Here is a 17586-nt window from a genome sequence, read left to right on the forward strand (position 1 = left end):
AGATGCTGGACATCGCCGACGAGTTGAACCGGTGGGTCGAGCAGGGACGTGACTTCGCCGTCGCCACCGTGGTGGCGGTCGGCGGGAGCGCGCCCCGGCAACCCGGTGCCGCGCTCGCCGTCGACAGCGAGGGCACGGCGATCGGCTCGGTCTCCGGCGGATGTGTGGAGGGCGCCGTCTACGAACTGTGCCGGCAGTCACTCGACGACGGCGAGACCGTACTCGAACGCTTCGGCTACAGCGACGAGGACGCCTTCGCCGTGGGGCTGACCTGCGGCGGCATCATCGACATCCTCGTCACCCCGGTCCGCGCGGACTCCGCGGCGCGGCCGGTGTTCGGCTCCGCGCTCGCCGCCGCCTCCGCCGGAGAGGCGGCAGCCGTCGCACGCGTCACCTCCGGGCCCGCCGACCTTCTCGGCCGCGCCCTCCTCGTCCGCGCGACGGACGGGGCGGGGACGTACGAGGGCGGCCTCGGCGGTCACCCGGAGCTGGACCGCACCGTGGCGGAGGAGGCCCGCGCCCTGCTCGACGCGGGCCGCACCGCGACCGTGGAGATCGGCGAGGACGGCTCGCGGTGCGGCTCGCCGCTGGTCGTCCTCGTCGAGTCCAGCGTCCCGCCGCCCCGCATGATCGTCTTCGGGGCGATCGACTTCGCCTCGGCGCTGGTGCGCATCGGCAAGTTCCTCGGCTACCACGTGACCGTGTGCGACGCGCGCCCCGTCTTCGCGACGCCGACGCGCTTCCCCGACGCCGACGAGATCGTCGTCGAGTGGCCGCACCGCTACCTGGAATCCACCGACGTGGACGGCCGCACCGTCCTCTGCGTCCTCACGCACGACGCCAAGTTCGACGTACCGCTGCTGCACCTGGCACTGCGGCTGCCCGTCGCCTACGTCGGCGCCATGGGGTCGCGCCGCACCCACGAGGACCGCAACAAGCGCCTGCGCGAAGTGGGCGTCACCGAGATGGAGTTGGCCCGCCTGCGGTCGCCCATCGGACTCGACCTGGGCGCGCGCACGCCCGAGGAGACCGCCCTGTCGATCGCCTCGGAGATCGTCGCCCACCGGCGCGGCGGCAGCGGAGTCTCCCTGACCGGCGCGCACACGCCCATCCACCACGACGGGACGCGCGGCCCCTCGGGACGGATCGGCTCGGTCGCCTGAGCCAGGGCCCTCGTCACGGACGGCCCGCGCTCGATGCGGGACCCGCCGCGACGAGCCGGTCCGCGGCGCCCGCGAACATCCGCCGCGCCACGGCCGCGAGCACCCCGTCGCAGAGCGCGGGCAGCCACCGTACGCGCAGGTCCTCGCGCCACACCAGCGCCGAACCCCGGCCGCGCGCGGGGTAGACCTCGATCTCCGCCCACCCCGTCACGAACGACCCCCGCTTCTCCAGGCGGCACCGCCCCGGCGCCGTACCGTCCGGCGCAGACCACTCCACGACCTCCATCACGTCGTCGAAGCCGACGGGACCCAGCGCGGTGCGGGCGACGAAGACCGTGCCCACGCAGGTCGGCGGGGGAGTGCGGACCGTGATGCGGGTGAGCGGGACGACGTCGCCGTGCCGCTCCCAGGTGGTGAGGCGGCGCCACGCCTCGTCGGCGGGCAGGGGCATGTCTCGGGTGATCTGGAAGATGGCCACGCGATGAGCCTGCCAGGCCGCGCCCCGGTCCGCCGGACAGCACACCCAGGACCCTGGGCCCTGTCGTCAAACTCCCGTCTGCCTTGCGACGCCTGGCACGGCGATCGCACGCACCAGACGCCGCGAGGCCGCCCTCCGGGCGAACGACGCGAGTTTGACGACAGGGCCTAGCGGTAGACCTTGCCGGGCTCCGCCTTGCCCGGCGCGAGCAGCTGCGGCACCGTCACGAAGACGTATCCGCGCTTCTTCAGCCCGTCGATGACACCGGGAACGGCCGGCACCGTGCCCTTGTAGATGTCGTGCAGCAGGATGATGCCGTCCCGCTCGGTCTGGTCGAGGACCCGCTTCTGGATCAGCTTGGAGTCATTGGTCGTGTAGTCCTTCGCGGTGACGGTCCACAGGACCTCCGCGAGACCGAGCTCCTTGGAGAGCTTGTTGACGTCGTCGTCGGTGCGGCCCTGCGGCGGGCGCATCAGCGTCGGCTTCTTGCCTATGAGCTTCTCGATCGCCTTGTTGGGGCGCTCCAGCTCGCGCCGCGCCTCCTTCTCGTCGATCTTCGTCAGGATCTTGTGCGACCAGGTGTGGCTCGCGACCTCGTGGCCCTCGGCGTCCATCCGCTTCACGAGCTCGGGGTACTTCTCTATGTGGTTCTTGCCGAGCGTGAAGAAGGTGGCGTGGACCTGCTTCTCCTTGAGGATCTCGAGAAGTCTGGGCGTGTTCTCGCTGGGTCCCGCGTCGAAGGTCAGCGCCACGCACTTGGCCTTGCGGCAGTCGACGGTGCCCATCTTCCCCTGATCGGCGGCCTTCGCGTTCGCGCCGTCCTTGCGCACGGTGCTGGGCGAGGTGGTGTCGAGCTTGGTGCACCCCGTCAGGGCGAGGGCGAGGGCCGCTCCTGTCGCGAGGACGGATGTGGCGCGACGAGGCAACCTCTTGGGGGAGCGCGTCGTCTTGCTGGCGGAAGGGATGTTCGAGGCGGGCATGTGACCACTATACATAGCATGTATACACCTCGTTCATAGTGGGCGTCGGCTCCGGACGGAACGGGTAGGGGCAGCTGGCAGGAGCGGCACGGGCCGGGGCGGGTACGCAGAGCCCGCGCCGCGCCGCGCGGCCCCACAGAGCCCTTCCCCGAGGAGCAAGGTGTCCAAGATGTCACCGTCCCACCGGCCCCGCGCCGCGCTCGCCATGTCGCAGGCAGCGGCCGACGCCGTCCTGGAACAGCCCGTCCTCGACGCGCTCGCCGGGGCCACGACGCTCGAACCGCCGCCCGTACTCGACGACTTCGGCACCGACCGCGCACGGGCCGTGCTCGCCGAGACCGAACTCCTCGTCACCGGGTGGGGCTGCCCGCCGCTCACCACCGAGGTGCTCGCGCACGCCCCGCGCCTGCGCGCCGTCGCCCACACGGCGGGCTCCGTCCGCGCCCATGTCACCGACGCGTGCTGGGAGCGCGGCATCGACGTGTCATCGGCCGCCGCCGCCAACGCGCTGCCCGTCGCCGAGTACACCGTCGCGATGATCCTGCTCACCGGCAAGCGCGTCCTGGAGAGCGCCCGCTCCTACCGCGCCGCCCGCACCGAGGCCGACTGGCGGCGCACGCCCCGCTCCGTCGGCAACTACCGGCGCTCGGTGGGCATCCTCTCCGCCTCGCTGACCGGGCGCCGCGTCATCGAGCTGCTGCGCCCCTACGACCTGCGGGTGCTCCTGTACGACCCGTACGTCTCCGGGGAGGAGGCCGCCGCGCTCGGCGTGGAGCTCGTACCGCTCGCCGAACTCTTCGCGCAGAGCGACACCGTCAGTGTGCACACCCCGCTGCTGCCCGCCACGCACGGCCTCGTCGGCCGGGACCTGCTCGCGGCCATGCGGCCCGGCGCCGTGCTCATCAACACCGCGCGCGGCGCCGTCGTCGACCAGGAGGCGCTCACCGACGCCGTCACCGCGGGCCGCGTCCGCGCGGTGCTCGACGTGAGCGACCCCGACGTCCTGCCGCGCGACCATCCGCTGTGGGACTGCGAGCACGCCCTGCTCACCCCGCACATCGCGGGCTCCCAGGGCAACGAGTGGCGGCGCCTCGCCGAACTCACCGTCGACGAAGTCCGCCGCTGGGCCGCGGGCGACGGCTTCGCCCACGCGGTACGACGCGACAGGCTTCCGTTCTTGGCCTGAGCCGGAAAGGGCATCAGCGTCCGATCGGGTCCGTTGGACGGTGTATAACCCTCCCGCGCAAGGCGATTAGGGTGGTGTTCCGTACGACAAACGAACTCGGGCAAGGACGCTGTGCGGGATTTCCTCTTGGTTTTGTGCGTGGTCACGGCCGTCACCTGTCTTGCCACCGGTCCGGTGCGGAAATTCGCCATCGCAGCCGGGGCCGCTCCGGCGGTCCGGGCCCGCGATGTGCACCGCGTGCCCACGCCCCGCCTGGGCGGCATCGCGATGTTCTGCGGACTGTGCGCCGGTCTGCTCGTCGCCGCCCGACTGCCGGGCCTCGCGCACGTCTTCCCCACCGGTCAGCCTCAGGCGCTGCTGGCCGGCGCGGCGGTGATCTGGCTGGTCGGAGTCCTGGACGACAAGTTCGAGATCGACGCGTTCAGCAAGCTCGGCGGCCAGATCATCGCGGCGGGCGTGATGGTCTACAAGGGACTCGTCATTCTCTGGCTGCCGATTCCCGGCTACGGAACGCTCTATCTGGACCAGGTCCAGGGCTCCTTGCTGACGGTCGCCCTGATCGTCATCACCATCAACGCCGTCAATTTCGTCGACGGGCTCGATGGACTCGCGGCGGGCATGATCTGTATCGCCGCCGCGGCGTTCCTCGTGCACAGTTACCGCTTGCTGTTCGGATACGGCATCGAGGCCGCCGAGCCCGCCGCGCTGTTCTCCGCCGTACTCGTGGGCATGTGTCTGGGATTCCTGCCGCACAACGTGCATCCGGCGCGGATTTTCATGGGCGATTCCGGTTCGATGCTGATCGGCACCGTTCTCGCCGGGTGCGCCATTTCGCTCACCGGCCAGGTGGACGCCTCCCTGTTCGTCCAGGCGGCGGGCAGCACGCACGAGGCGAACAAGGTGATGGTGCCGCTCTACATCCCGCTGCTGCTTCCCCTGACGGTTCTCGCGCTCCCCGTGAGCGACCTCGTCCTTGCGTTCGTCCGGCGCACGTGGCGCGGGCAGTCCCCCTTCGCGGCCGACAAGGGGCATCTGCACCACCGGCTGCTGCAGATCGGCCACTCGCACCGCCGGGCCGTGCTGATCATGTACGCGTGGGCGGCCCTGTTCGCCTTCGGGACGGTGGCGGTCGCCGCGGGCGGGGGAGCGCGCTGGCTCCTGCTGGGGCTCCTCGCCGTCAGCGCGACGGGGATGGTGGTGCTGATGCTCCCGGGCTTCTCGCCGTCCGCGACGCTGCGGACCGTACGGTCTCTGGCCCCGCGCCTGCGGCCTGCACGGTCTCTGGTCCCCCGCCTGCGGGCCGCGCGGGCCGAAGAACCCTCACCTACCGGTGCGCCGGTCCCGGTCGTGGCGCAGCAGTACGAGCACCACGCGCCGCACGGCCGCCCCGAGGCCTAGCACCCCGCCGGCCCACCGCAGCCCCTCGACGACGCGCGGCGGCAGGTCCCAGACCAGGGCCGGGGCCATGACGACACCGAACACGAAGGCCCCGACGACCAGCGCGCTCACGAGCGCGAACATGATCTCGACGGTCATCGCGTCCTTCTCCCAGCGGGACTCACGGCCCATATCCATGGCCGGAGTTTCCCACGGCGCCCTCGGGAGGCGATCGACAGCGGGCGACCGACACGCATGGGCGCCGTCCTCGTACGCACCGCGGACCTGGTGGGCCGCACGGTGATCGCACCGGCGCGGCTCGGCGCCGGGCTCATGACGGCGGTGACCGGTACGCCGTACTTCCTGTATCTGCTCGTCCTGTGTCTGCTCGTCCGCAGCCGCCGGTAGCCCTGTGGCCGGTGCGCGTAGACTGTGGGGTCGTCGGCGCGGCGCTGCGCCTCGGCCCATGGCGCGGCAGGACGCGGGCCGGATCCGGGGAGCGGAAGGCTCCCGTCCACGCTCTCGCCCCCGTGAAGTCCACGGTCCCGCCCTGGTGAAGCCCACGGTCCCGCCCCGGTGACGACCGACCGTCCCCTCCCGGTGCCGACCGACTGCCCCGCCCCGCCCCCACCGCACGCCCCCCGATGCCGCCGGGCGCGCCCGAGCACGACAGGTTCCGCTTCTCTTGTCCTTCTCCGCACCGTCCCCGGCCGCGCGGCTGCGCGGCTTGCGCCCCGACTGGCTGTCCGACCCGAAGGTCTGGCGCACCGAGATCCTGGGCGGCCTGGTGGTCGCGCTCGCGCTGATCCCCGAGGCGATCTCGTTCTCGATCATCGCCGGCGTCGACCCCGCGATCGGTCTGTTCGCGTCCTTCACCATGGCCGTGACCATCTCGGTCGTCGGCGGACGCCGCGCCATGATCTCCGCCGCGACCGGCGCGGTCGCCCTGGTCATCGCCCCGCTCAACCGCGAGCACGGCCTGGGCTACCTGGTCGCCGCGGTGATCCTCGCCGGTGTCTTCCAGATCGTCCTCGGCGTGCTCGGTGTCGCCAGGCTGATGCGGTTCCTGCCGCGCAGCGTGATGGTCGGCTTCGTCAACGCGCTGGCCATCCTGGTCTTCCTGGCGCAGGTCCCCGAGATGCACGACGTGCCCTGGCCCGTCTACCCACTGATCATCGCCGGCCTGGCGCTCATGGTGTTCTTCCCGAAGATCACGAAGGTGGTTCCCGCGCCGCTCGTCTCCATCGTCGTTCTCACCGCCATCACGGTCGCCGCGGGCATCGCCGTGCCGACCGTGGGCGACAAGGGCGACCTGCCGTCCTCGCTGCCCGTGCCGGGCCTGCCCGACGTGCCCTTCACGCTCGACACCCTCACCACCGTCGCCCCCTACGCCCTCGCGATGGCGCTGGTCGGTCTGATGGAGTCCCTGATGACGGCGAAGCTCGTCGACGACATCACCGACACTCGCTCCTCCAAGACCCGCGAGTCCATCGGCCAGGGCATCGCCAACATCGTCACCGGCTTCTTCGGCGGCATGGGCGGCTGCGCGATGATCGGCCAGACGATGATCAACGTACGGGTGTCAGGCGCCCGCACCCGCCTGTCGACGTTCCTGGCGGGCGCCTTCCTGATGGTGCTCTGCGTCGTCTTCGGCCCGGTCGTCTCCGACATCCCGATGGCGGCTCTGGTCGCCGTGATGGTGATGGTGTGCTTCGCGACCTTCGACTGGCATTCCATCGCCCCGAAGACCCTGAAGCGCCTGCCCCTCGGGGAGACGATGGTCATGGTCGTCACCGTCGCGGTCGTCGTCGCCACGCACAACCTCGCCATCGGCGTCGTCGTCGGCACCGTCACCGCGACCGTCGTCTTCGCCCGGCGCGTCGCCCACCACGCCGACGTCTCGGCGGCCGTCACCCCTGACGGCACCCAGGTCGTCTACTCGGTGACCGGCGAACTCTTCTTCGCCTCCGCCAACGACCTGGTCACCCGGTTCGACTACGCCACCGACCCCGACAAGGTCGTCATCGACCTCACTGCCGCGCACATCTGGGACGCGTCGTCGGTCGCCGCCCTGGACGCGATCACCGGCAAGTACGAACAGCGCGGCAAACAGGTCGAGATCGTCGGTCTGAACGAGCACAGCGCCACGATGCACGGCAACCTCAGCGGGGAACTGACGTCCTGATCGGACGGTCCTGATCAGACGTCGGCCGCGTCGCGCCTGGTGAAGCGGTGCCACCAGTGCCGCCGCCGGGGATGGACCGCGCGCCCCAGCCGGCGCCCCAGCAGGAGGTAGCCGAGCAGGGCCCCGAAGGTGTTGAGGATGACGTCGTCGATGTCGAAGGTGCGCCCGGTCACGAACGCGCCCTGCGCCAGCTCGACCAGGACCATGGTCACGGCCGTGGCCAGCCCCACCCGGATCAGCCCACGGGTGCGGGGCAGCACCACGGGCAGCAGGAGCCCGAACGGCACGCCGAGCAGGATGTTCCCGCCGAGCTGCTTGACGGTGTCACGGAAGGCGGGCTCCGAGAGGTAGGCGTCGATGGAGTCGCCCGGCGTGAAGTTGCTGTGGGTCAGCGCCTCGGAGGCCGCCGACGGCTCCAGCGTCAGCCGGGCGAGCACCACGGCGAAGGCGACCATGGCCGCGAAGGCCGCCAGCATCGTCACCGCCCGGGCCAGCGGCGACAGGGGCGCCGCCCGTCCGGAGGCCGCGTTGTCGAGCCGCTCGCGACCTTTTCCGTCACGGCCGGTCCGTGCCGGTCGTGGTGGTCGCGCCGTACGTGATGGCCGTGCCGTCCTTGCCGTCCGAGCCATGCGTGCCTCCAGGAAGCGCCGTGTCCGCCGGCTGTGCTCAGATCGGTTCGGTGCGGCCGAACAGACCCGCGTGCCCCGGCGGGAGCTGAGTGAGGATGCGGCGCAGCAGCGCGTCGTCCGCCGCCCGCGCGAGCGTGCCGAGTACGGCGGTGACGGCGCGGCGCGCCCCGGCGGTGTCGTCCCCGGTCCGCGCGGCCACCGCGTCGACGAACTCCCCGGGGGTCAGCGGCTCGCTGGCCGGCTCCGCCCCGGCCAGCACCTGCCCGCACTGTTCGGGCAGCAGGCGGGCGAGGTCGGTGCGGTCGTCCCCGACCAGATGGGCACCCAGTATGGCCAGGACGTTCTCCACGGCGCCCGCCGCCTGCTGACGACTGGCGAAGGCTCCTCGCGCCCGCACTTGGTCAAGGAGTACTTCCAAGGATGTGCTGCCCATGCCGACTCCGTGTGTCTCGGTGTCTCGGGTCCGGTTCTCGATCCGGTTACCCGAGCCGGGCCACCTGATGCGTGCGGCCCGCGCCGGGACCTCACCGCACGGCGGCCCGCGCCCGGTCCATCTCCACCGTGAACTGCGCCCCGGCGAGCAGCGCCAGATTGGACACCCACAGCCAGACCAGGAAGACGACGACGCCGGCGAGGGAGCCGTACAGCTTGCCGTAGCTGCCGATCTCGGCCGCGTACAGCGTGAACAGGCCCGAGGACAGCAGCCAGAGCAGCGCGCTGAGCACCCCGCCGGGCAGGATGTGGCGCCAGCCGCGGGCCTCGGGCGGCGCGTTGCGGAAGAGGACGAGCACGAGCAGCGCCACCAGGCAGACCAGGGCCGGCCACCGCAGGACGGCCCAGGCGGCCTGTCCCGCGTCGCCGAAACCGATCCACCGCCCCACGTTCTCGGCGAGGGAGCCGCTGAGCACGAGGAGCAGCGCGCTGGCGGCGAGCAGGGCGAGCAGCAGGAGCGCGGTCATGAGCACACGGTGCGCCTTCCGCCAGGCGGGCCGGGCGTCCTCGACCCCGTGCATCGCGTGCAGCGCCCGCCGGAACACGGCCGCGTAACTGGACGCGGACCACAGCGCGCTGACCCCGCCGGTGATCACCACCGTGAGAGCCGCGGAGCGCGCGTCCGCCATGTCGCTGAGCGCCGAGTGCAGGGAGCCGCCCGACTCGGCGGGCGCCCAGTCCGTCACCTCGGCGATCAGCTCCTGGGTGGTCGCGGGACTGACCAGACTGATGAGGCTGACGGTGACGAGCAGCGCGGGGAGCAGGGCGAGGATCGCGTAGTACGTCAGCGCCGCCGCCCAGTCCGACACGTCGTCGTTCCACATCGACACGGGGGTGCGGCGCAGGGCGGTGCGCCGCAGGGCCCAGGCCGAGGGGGCGTCGGTGGTCTCGGGGGAGCGGCCGGTCCCGGTCGTACGGGGGGAGCGTGCCCCGCGACCGTGCGGGAGCTTGACGGGTGCTCCGTGCGCGGCGGGCGGTGGACTGTCCATGGGGGCTGCTCCTTCGGGCAGGTCGGCGGCGAGAGTGCCGCCTCTTCATTCCTTTGTCCGTGTTCCGCTGTTCGGACACGCGGCACGGGGCGCTGTGACGCGCCTGTCGGTTCACCGGTGCACGTCATTGGGCGGGAACGACAAAAGCCCCGGACTCCCGTACACGGGAATCCAGGGCTTGTCCGGAGCGCTGGGCAGGCCTTGCACCTGCATTTCCCCGCAGGAAGCGGGGCGTCTTTCCTTGGACGACCAACGCCGGTCCCCCGACCGGAAGTCCGGCGCGAGGTGGCATGAATGATCTTAGCCCATCATGGCCGGTGCTCGTGCGCACCTGGATGGCGGAGAGCGGCTTCGACCTGTGGCCGGACCTGACTCAGATCACTGCGGGCTGTGGTTCAGGCCCGGGTTCCGGACGGTCGCCAGAAGCCTTCGCGGCTTCCGGCTCCCACAGCTTGATGGTCCGCGCGTACCCGTAGATCACGGAGGCCGTCAGCAGGAGGAGGAGGGGCCCCGCCAGCCAGGGGTGCCGGGCCATGTCCGCCGGCAGGTAGCGGTAGGACAGCAGGAGCGCGGTGAAGACCGCGGTGCCGTAGGCGACCTGCTGGATCGCGGGGCGGCCCCAGCCGTGGTCGAGCGCGCGCAGGCCCGTCTCGACCGTGAGCGCGAACACCACGCCCGCGAGGAGGTCGACGCCGTAGTGGTAGCCGAAGCCCAGCGTCGCGGCGAGCGTGGCGGTCAGCCAGAACGTCCCCGCGTAGCGCAGCAGTCTGGGGCCCTTGCGGGAGTGGATGAAGATCGCGGTGGCCCATGCCGTGTGCAGGCTGGGCATGCAGTTGCGCGGGGTGATCCCGTCGTACGGGACCGGGTGCGGGATGCCGATCGGCGGCGGTGTGTGCGGCCACAGGTCGACCACCGCCCACTCCACGCCGCCGGTGCCGGACGTGCCGGGGCCGTACGCGAAGATCGGCCCGACCACCGGGAAGATCATGTAGACGGCAGGCCCGAGGAGACCGATGACCAGGAAGGTGCGCACCAGGTGGTGGCGCGGGAAGCGGCGCTCGGCGGCCACGTGGCGCAGTTGGTAGATCGCTACGACGATCGCGGCCACGGCGAGTTGCCCGTACACCCCGTCGAGGAGGTGGGTGCCGACCGGGCCGGTGGCCTCCAGCATCCGGCCCGCCGCCCATGAGGGGTTGCCGAGCGCGTGATCGGCGGTCGCCACGTACGGGTCGAGCACGGTCGGCCGGGTCTTCGACGTGATGAGGAGCCAGGTGTCGCCGGTCTTGCGGCCGGCCACGAGGAGCAGGCCGAGGCCGACGCCCTTCAGGAGCAGGACGCGTTCCGCGCCGGTGCGGCGCGTGAGCGCGAACACCGCACAGCCCAGCATCGCCCACAGCGCGCCGTTGCCGAAGAAGTGGTCCTCGGGCACATCGGCGTCGACCGCCCAGCGCACCATCACGAAGACGGCGTCGATGCCGATCGCGGCGCCGGCCGCGATGAACCGCTGCCGCCAGGTGAGTACCACCATCATCAGCGCCAGACCGCCGTACAGCGGCCCCGGCTTGGGCGGGAACAGCACCTCGCGCGCCTGGTTGGTGATCGGCCCCGGTACGCCGCCGTAGCGACGCGCGGCGATCTCCAGGGCGATGAGGAACGCGAGCGTCACCACACCGGCCACGGCCCACAGGACCGTCCGTGGCCGACGGAGCGAGGGGGACCTCAGTGCGCTGTTTATTCGTGTTATTCGTGAAAACACCCGCGACGCGATGGATATCAATTGTTCGACCGATGTGCTAGATGGCGGCGAGGACGGGCCGCTGGGGAGGCCCGCCGGGAGACCGATCATGCCATCGGAGCGGTGCGGGCGGCTTCGCCGGGCATGGGTACCGGTGCTCACCCGGCGTGCGGCGAGCGGTACGGGCCCCTGCGGCGGGCCACACGGGCCTCCGGTCCGCCTCGCGGGTCGGCTCCTTCCGGCACGGCCCGCCTGCGGTGGTGCGGGGCGTGGGGTTTCACACCGTCTTCGACCGCCTTCAACCTGCTGACAGACACGCCTCCGCAGGGCCCTTCACGCTGTCATTCCGACAGGAAAGACCGCATTTGCTCGTAGAAAGGAAACTGGTACGCGTAATACGATGCCAGCGTCGCGTTGTTCTCCACTCTCTCCGGGTAGACCCGGGGAACATGGTGGAAACCCTTGCTTCTCGCCGCGTCCGCGTGCCATTCCCTCGTGCGGCTCCACTCCTCCCGGTTTTCGGGCTCCCAGGAGAGGTGGGACTCCGTGAAGTCGATGCCGACCCGGGAGCAGTAGTCCCGGACCACTGCCGCGGGCTCGGCGGCCAGCCTCTCCGCCGCGAAGACCACGGGGCACGCCCCGACGCTTTCGTGCACGATGCGGAATATTTCACATTGGTGCTCGAAGCCGATCTCGGCGCAGGTGATGTCCGGCTTCATCGCGTAGTGCGACGGGATCACCGATTCGGGGTCCCGGATCAGGAATGTGTGACAGCCGATCTTGGGGAATTCCGGGGCGTCGACGATGTCGTAGCGGTACTCCGTTGTTTCCTTCACGAACACTCGGCGTCGCGTCGAGATGTCCTTGAGCGCGTCGAGGAGTTGATACTGGTCGGATATCTTTTCGCCCTCGACGACGGCGTATCCCTGCACCACGAGGCTGGAGAACGGCTCGTGAACGACGAGGTGGTCGCCTCTCTCTATCATCATCCGCAGGAAGGCGGTGGAGAGGCTGCGCGGAGGGCTCCAGAGGAAGAGGAGATTGTGCCCTTGATGTGGTGCGTCGTTCATGAGGAAGCTCCATTCTGCTGCATGCCTTTTCGCGCGTCCGTGGAATCGTCCATGGGATCTGGAATCGTCCATGGGATCGCCTGTGACACAACCCGTGGGAACGCCCGTGGGATCATCCGTGGGATTCCGGCCGCTCACGTGCGGCTATCGCTTGTGGCCTATGACCACGTGCTTCTCGCCGCTCGCCCTGCGTACCTCGCAGTCGCCGAACCCGGCCCGCTCCAGCAGTGCGATGAACTCGGCGGCCGTACGGTGCTTCCCGGCCATCTCGATGTGCATCACCAGGTTCATCGCGGCGGTGGCCAGCGGACCGGTGCGGTCGTCCTCGAAGAGACGGTCCATGATGAGGACCCGGCCGGGAGCCCGGCACGCACGGTATGCCTTCTCAAGGAGCGTGACGCAGGTGTCGTCGTCCCAGTCGGAGAGGATGTAGCCGAAAGCGAGGCAGTCGCCCTGCGGGAGTTCGTCCGCGAAGAAGTCGCCGCCCACGAAGTCGAGCCGGTCGGCCACCGGACGTGCTTCCGCGTCCTCGCCGACCAAGGGGCCGACCGCCGGCATGTCGAAGACGGTGGCGCGCAACGCGGGGTCGGTGAGCAGCGCCGCCACGGCGAACGGGCCCGTGGCCCCGCCCACGTCCACCAGGCGCCTCGTCCCCGCCATCCCCGCGAGGGCGGCCAGCTCCTGCGACACACCGAAGCTCAGGTCCCACATGGCGCGCATGAAGTCCCGCAGTGACTCCGCGTCGCGGTACACGTCGTCGAACGGCGACGCCTCCGTGACCGGTTTCCCCTCGGAGAGGTAGGAGTCGAGGCGGTCGAGCCGGCCCCGGGTCTCCAGCGTGAGGTGCTTGATGAACCCGCCCAGGTACCGGCTGTTGCGGCGGTCGAGGAACGGCACGGCGTCGGAGGTCAGGGCGTACTCCCCGCCCGCCGCGCGCTCGACGACGCCGAGGGACGTCAGGACGAGCAGCATGCGCTCCAACGTGTCCTGGTCGACGTCGAGGCGCTCCGCGAGGCGGGGCGCGGTGTCCGGGCCCTCCTCGATGAGGGAGGCGAACACCCCGTGCTCGACGGCGGTGTGAAGCACCGGAGTGGAGAGGAGTCCGTAGACGGAGTTCTCAAGCGCGCTGGGCATCATCGGTGTTGCTGCTCCTCGTTCATGTCGATCTCTCGTACCAGTTGGGCCAGTTCCCGCGGGTGGCTGACGTGCGCGGCATGACGCGCACCGGCGATCTCGGCGAACCGGCCGTGCGGCAGCAGTTCGGCGAGGCGCTGCGCCACTTCCCTGTGGTGCGCGGCCGACCGCGACCCGGCCGCCACCACGGTGGGGACGGGAAACGTCAGCGGGTCGAAGCTCGGCGCGTCGACCGTGGGGTCCGTCATCTCGGAGATGAGGGCCGCCCCGTCCGCGGCGAGGTCGGCCGGCTGCGCGCGGGCCAGGTGCAACCGGCTTGCCGAGCCGAGGAGTTCGGTGAGGATGGCCCGTGTCGCCTGCTCAGGACCGCCCTCCGCGGCGGCGTTCCGCACGGTCCGCTCCCAGGGGTCGTCGGCGGGCCACCAGGGCAGCCACCGCACCGGCGGTTCCACGGCCACGATCCCGGCGACCCGCGACGGGTCCGCGGCCGCGGCGGCCATCGCCACCAGGGCGCCGTAACTGTGGCCGAGCACGACCGGCGGCGCGTCCAGCCCCGCCAGGGCCGTACGAAGGTCGTGCACATGCACGGCGAAGTCGACGTCCGCGCCCCCGAGCGGGCGGGAAGTGCCCCAGCCGCGCCGGTCGTAGCCGAGGACGGAGCGGCCTTGCAGGTGGTCGACCACGCGACGGAACGCGTCACCGCGGTCCATCGAGCCGTGCACGATCATGACGGGCGGCCGGGCGGCGGCAGCCGCGGCTGTCGTCTCCGCCCCGTCTCCCCAGGTGCTGACCACTGGTCTCGCCCGCTCCTTCGCGGTCCCGGTCTGTGCCGTCGGGTGTGTACTTACGTCGTTCACCGAGCCGTTCGCCCCTCGCTCACGAGCTGCACAAGGCCGACCAGGGTCGGCTCGTCGAGCAGTCGCTGTATGTCGATCACCACGCCGAAACGGTCCTCGGCGGCCGCCATGAACTCGGCCATGGCCAAGGAGTCACCGCCTGCCGCGAAGAAGTCGGTGTCCAGCTTCACCTGCGCCTGCGGCACGCGCAGACACGTCGAGAGCAGCTGGGCCAGCTCCCATGTGACGCGGGTGGAACCCGCATCGGTGTCCGGCGCGGACGCGGATACGGCTGCGGTTGCAGGGGCGGACGTGGCCGGTGGCGCGGGTTCCGGCGCTACCTGACGCGGTGGCGCGGGTTCCGGCGCGAGCACCCGCTCGGCCGCCGTGGGCTTCCCGGGCGCCGCCGTCTCGTGCCGCTGCCCCACCTTCCCGTTCGACGTGAGCGGCAGCTCCTCCGTGACGGTGAACACCGTCGGAATCATGCCGACGTGCAGACGCTCCGCGAGATGGCGACGCACCGCCTGCTCGTCCCAGGAACCCGGCCGCTCGGGCACCACGAAGGCGTGCAGCCTGTTGTCACGCTCGACGGCGTGGCAGGAGGACACCCCGGGCGCCTTCTCCAGCACGCGCTCCACCTCGTACAGCTCGACGCGCTGCCCCCGGATCTTGACCTGCCGGTCGCGGCGGCCGACGTACTCCAGAGTGCCGTCCTCCCGCCACACGCACAGGTCACCGCTGCGGTACATCAACCGTCCCGGCCGTCCCGCGAACGGGTCGGGCACGAACGACTCGGCCATCAGGTCGGGGCGCCCCAGGTAGCGGCCGACGCCGGTCCCGGCGATGTACAGCTCGCCAGGACTTCCGGCCGGAAGGAGCCGGTGCTCCTCGTCCAGGACGTAGACGCGCTTGCCCGCGACCGGGCGCCCGATCGGCGGGTCGTCCTCACCGGCGCACTCGTGCCACGTGGACCAGACGGCCGCCTCGGCGGGACCGTAGAGGTTGAGGAGCCTGCGGCCCGGCGCCGTCCAGCGGCGGACCAGGGCGCCGGGCAGCCGCTCGCCCGCGAAGGCCGCGACGCGCAGGCCCGGCAGCGGATCGTGCCCGAGCACCGACCACACCGACGGCGTCATGATGGCGGCGCTCACCCGTCGCTCGCGCAGCAGCCGCAGCAGCGGGGGGCCGGGCGTCAGCTGCGCGGTCCGCGCGACGACGAGCGTCGCCCCGCACAGCAGGGCGAGGACGACCTCGGATATGCAGCCGTCGAAGTTCAGCGACAGGAACTGCAGCACCCGGTCCTCCGGCCGGATCCGGAACACCTTGCGCTGGGCGATGTGCAGGTTGGTCAGCGCCTCGTGGCTGTTGGCGATGGCCTTAGGCCGACCGGTGGTGCCGCTGGTGAACACGACGTACGCGGTGTTGCCCGGCGCGACTCCGGTGATCGGCGGGGCGGCGGCGCGCGCCGCCGGATCGAGCCGTACGACGTCGGCAGGGACACCCAGAGCCGCGATCCGGTCACCGGTGGCGTCGTCGGCGACGACGAGCCGCGCGGACGTCTGCTCCAGCATGGTCCTCAGGCGCTCGCCCGGGCAGTCGGCGGCGGCGAGGAGGAAGGCGCCGCCGGCCTTGGCCACGGCGAGGATGGCGACGACGAGCCGCACGGAGCGTTCCATGCTGATCGCGACGACCGTCTCGGGCTCCACGCCCAGGTCGCGCAGCCGGTGCGCGGCCCCGTTGGCCAGTGCGTCGATGTCCGCGTACGAGTACGCGACGCCCTCGTCCTCGACCGCCGTGCTGTCCGGCGCCAGTCGGGCACGCTCCTCGAAGAGCAGCTGCCAGCAGACCTGGGCGGCGCCGTCGTCGGCGCCGGTGTCGTTCCACTCGGCGACGATCTGGTGCCGTTCGAGATCGCTGAGCGCCTTGACCGCCACAGCCGGCACGGCGTCGGCCACCGGCACCGTCTGGACCGTCGGTACCGCGTCGGCCACCGGCACCGCCTCGACCGTCGGTACCGCGTCAGCCGTCGGCGCGGTCTCGGACGTACGGCCGACGAGCACCGTTGCCCTGCGCCGTGAGCGGGTGTTGCAGTGCGGCCCCCACTCCACCGGGTCCGACTCCGCGGGCGACAGCCCGAACCGCTCGTAGCGCTCGATGAAGCCGAGGAGGGCCCAGCGCGCCAGGCGTTCGGCGAACGGCGCGCCCAGGCAGTAGTGCGGGCCGGAGCCGAACCCGAGGTGGCGCCCCTCGCTGCGTGCGATGTCGAAGGCGGTGGGATCGGTGAACTTGCGGGGGTCGAGGTTGGCCGCGGCGAGCAGGACGAGGACGCCGTCCCCGGCCCCCATCCGCGCCCCGCCGACCTCGATGTCGCGCACGGCGTGCCGGCCCACGTACTGGCTCGAACCGTCGATCCGCAGCACCTCGGCCACGGCGGAGTCGACGAGCGAGGGGTCCTGCCGCAGCCGCCGCAGCTGCTCCGGGTTCTCCGCGAGCAACAGCAGTCCGCTGGAGACGAGGTGGGTCAGGGTCTGATAGCCGCCGGCGACCAGGACCAGCGCGTTGGCGGCGACGAGCTGGAGCAGCTCGGCGGGCGGCTCCTGCGCGGGACCGAAGGCGAAGTCGTCCCGAAGGGCCGTCGCCAGGGTGGAGACGAGGTCGTCACCGGGCGCGGCGAGACGTTCGGCGGCCAGCTCGCGCAGCCCGGCGAGCGCCTTGTCGAGGAGCGGGACCGTCTCCAGGTCGGCCCGGCTGGGGAAGGTGGAGACGCTGCTGAGCAGGCGCTCGTAGGCGTCGGCCCACTCGGTGAGTTCCGTGCCGCGGCCCGCCATGCCGAGCAGATGGGTCATCAGGTGCTCGGGCAGCCGTTCCGCGAAGTCCCGTACCAGATCGATGGGTCCGTGGTCGGGCAGCGTGGCCAGGACCCGGTCGGCGATCGCCCGCAGGGCCGGGTCCTGCCGGTCCATGGCGGCCGGTGCGAACTCGCCGCGCAGGGCGCTCCTGATCCGGGTGTGATCGGGCGGGTCGTTGAAGAGGAACTGGGCGGACAGCATCTCGGCGGTCGGCACGATGCCGCTCATGCCGCGCGCCGCCAGATCGTCGGGGGAGTGGTGGCGCGCGGACGAGAACGCCCGGTGGTTGGCGAGGATCTCGACCGACTCGGCGTACCCGGAGCAGACCCAGACGCCTCCCACCTCGTCGTAGAAGACGGGCGGAAGCTCGGAAATCGCCTTCCAGTAGAGCCGGGGGTCGGCTATGACCTCGGCACGGCGCAGATTGTGGATGCCGTGCCGCGCACGGTCGTAGCCGGCTGCGGGACGGGCGGTCGGGGACACCAC

At 71.4% G+C, this 17586-nt stretch carries 15 protein-coding genes and 1 pseudogene; 5 read left to right on the forward strand and 11 right to left on the reverse strand.

The window, feature by feature from the left end:
- The first annotated feature begins 2 nt into the window (after positions 1-2).
- Entirely contained in the window at positions 3-1163 is a 1161-nt protein-coding gene (locus tag ACFVYL_RS08865) for an XdhC family protein (RefSeq protein WP_389713914.1), read from the forward strand.
- A 13-nt stretch (positions 1164-1176) separates the two neighbouring features.
- Here ACFVYL_RS08865 and ACFVYL_RS08870 read toward each other — a convergent pair whose 3' ends face one another.
- Both ACFVYL_RS08870 and ACFVYL_RS08875 read right to left on the reverse strand, forming a co-directional pair.
- Positions 1177-1641 carry an SRPBCC family protein gene (locus ACFVYL_RS08870; protein WP_389713915.1) on the reverse strand — a complete coding sequence of 155 codons (465 nt, stop codon included), beginning with the start codon at positions 1639-1641 and terminating at the stop codon, positions 1177-1179.
- 167 nt (positions 1642-1808) lie between these two features.
- Complete coding sequence (locus ACFVYL_RS08875; protein WP_389713916.1) at positions 1809-2621, reverse strand: polysaccharide deacetylase family protein; 813 nt, start codon at positions 2619-2621, stop codon at positions 1809-1811.
- A 169-nt stretch (positions 2622-2790) separates the two neighbouring features.
- On the opposite strand from ACFVYL_RS08875, the gene ACFVYL_RS08880 reads away from it, so the two are divergent.
- Positions 2791-3807, forward strand: a complete 1017-nt coding sequence (locus ACFVYL_RS08880) for a hydroxyacid dehydrogenase (RefSeq protein WP_389713918.1) — start codon at positions 2791-2793, stop codon at positions 3805-3807.
- Positions 3808-3918: 111 nt separating this feature from the next.
- The gene (locus ACFVYL_RS08885; RefSeq protein ID WP_389713919.1) at positions 3919-5205 is read left to right on the forward strand and encodes an MraY family glycosyltransferase; all 1287 of its coding nucleotides are present in this window, start codon (positions 3919-3921) and stop codon (positions 5203-5205) included.
- Here ACFVYL_RS08885 and ACFVYL_RS08890 read toward each other — a convergent pair.
- Positions 5128-5382 carry a DUF6332 family protein gene (locus ACFVYL_RS08890; RefSeq protein ID WP_389713920.1) on the reverse strand — a complete coding sequence of 85 codons (255 nt, stop codon included), beginning with the start codon at positions 5380-5382 and terminating at the stop codon, positions 5128-5130. The two genes, ACFVYL_RS08885 and ACFVYL_RS08890, sit on opposite strands and share 78 nt — an antisense overlap.
- Before the next feature lie 57 nt (positions 5383-5439).
- On the opposite strand from ACFVYL_RS08890, the pseudogene ACFVYL_RS08895 reads away from it, so the two are divergent.
- Positions 5440-5592 (forward strand): annotated as a pseudogene (locus ACFVYL_RS08895) (iron chelate uptake ABC transporter family permease subunit); the annotation flags it as partial.
- 277 nt (positions 5593-5869) lie between these two features.
- Positions 5870-7369, forward strand: coding sequence for a SulP family inorganic anion transporter (locus ACFVYL_RS08900; RefSeq protein ID WP_389713921.1), 1500 nt, complete (start codon positions 5870-5872; stop codon positions 7367-7369).
- Between the two features lie 14 nt (positions 7370-7383).
- Here ACFVYL_RS08900 and ACFVYL_RS08905 read toward each other — a convergent pair whose 3' ends face one another.
- From ACFVYL_RS08905 to ACFVYL_RS08940, 8 genes are all read right to left on the reverse strand, one after another.
- Entirely contained in the window at positions 7384-7998 is a 615-nt protein-coding gene (locus tag ACFVYL_RS08905) for a VanZ family protein (RefSeq protein ID WP_389713923.1), read from the reverse strand.
- A gap of 37 nt (positions 7999-8035) precedes the next feature.
- Positions 8036-8431 (reverse strand): DUF2267 domain-containing protein, encoded by a 396-nt coding sequence (locus ACFVYL_RS08910; protein ID WP_389713924.1) that lies wholly within the window; start codon positions 8429-8431, stop codon positions 8036-8038.
- A 91-nt stretch (positions 8432-8522) separates the two neighbouring features.
- Positions 8523-9479, reverse strand: coding sequence for a YihY/virulence factor BrkB family protein (locus tag ACFVYL_RS08915; RefSeq protein ID WP_389713926.1), 957 nt, complete (start codon positions 9477-9479; stop codon positions 8523-8525).
- A gap of 373 nt (positions 9480-9852) precedes the next feature.
- Entirely contained in the window at positions 9853-11148 is a 1296-nt protein-coding gene (locus tag ACFVYL_RS08920) for a phosphatase PAP2 family protein (RefSeq protein ID WP_389713968.1), read from the reverse strand.
- A gap of 407 nt (positions 11149-11555) precedes the next feature.
- Complete coding sequence (locus tag ACFVYL_RS08925) at positions 11556-12284, reverse strand: sulfotransferase family protein (RefSeq protein WP_389713927.1); 729 nt, start codon at positions 12282-12284, stop codon at positions 11556-11558.
- Positions 12285-12428: 144 nt separating this feature from the next.
- A complete protein-coding gene (locus ACFVYL_RS08930; RefSeq protein WP_389713929.1) occupies positions 12429-13421 on the reverse strand; it encodes a methyltransferase in 993 nt (330 codons plus the stop codon).
- Positions 13418-14212, reverse strand: coding sequence for an alpha/beta fold hydrolase (locus ACFVYL_RS08935; RefSeq protein WP_389713930.1), 795 nt, complete (start codon positions 14210-14212; stop codon positions 13418-13420). The genes ACFVYL_RS08930 and ACFVYL_RS08935 overlap by 4 nt, the downstream gene beginning before the upstream one ends.
- Before the next feature lie 59 nt (positions 14213-14271).
- Positions 14272-17586 carry an amino acid adenylation domain-containing protein gene (locus ACFVYL_RS08940; protein ID WP_389713932.1) on the reverse strand — a complete coding sequence of 1105 codons (3315 nt, stop codon included), beginning with the start codon at positions 17584-17586 and terminating at the stop codon, positions 14272-14274.

The organism is Streptomyces sp. NPDC058308, from assembly GCF_042880275.1.
GTDB lineage: Bacteria > Actinomycetota > Actinomycetes > Streptomycetales > Streptomycetaceae > Streptomyces.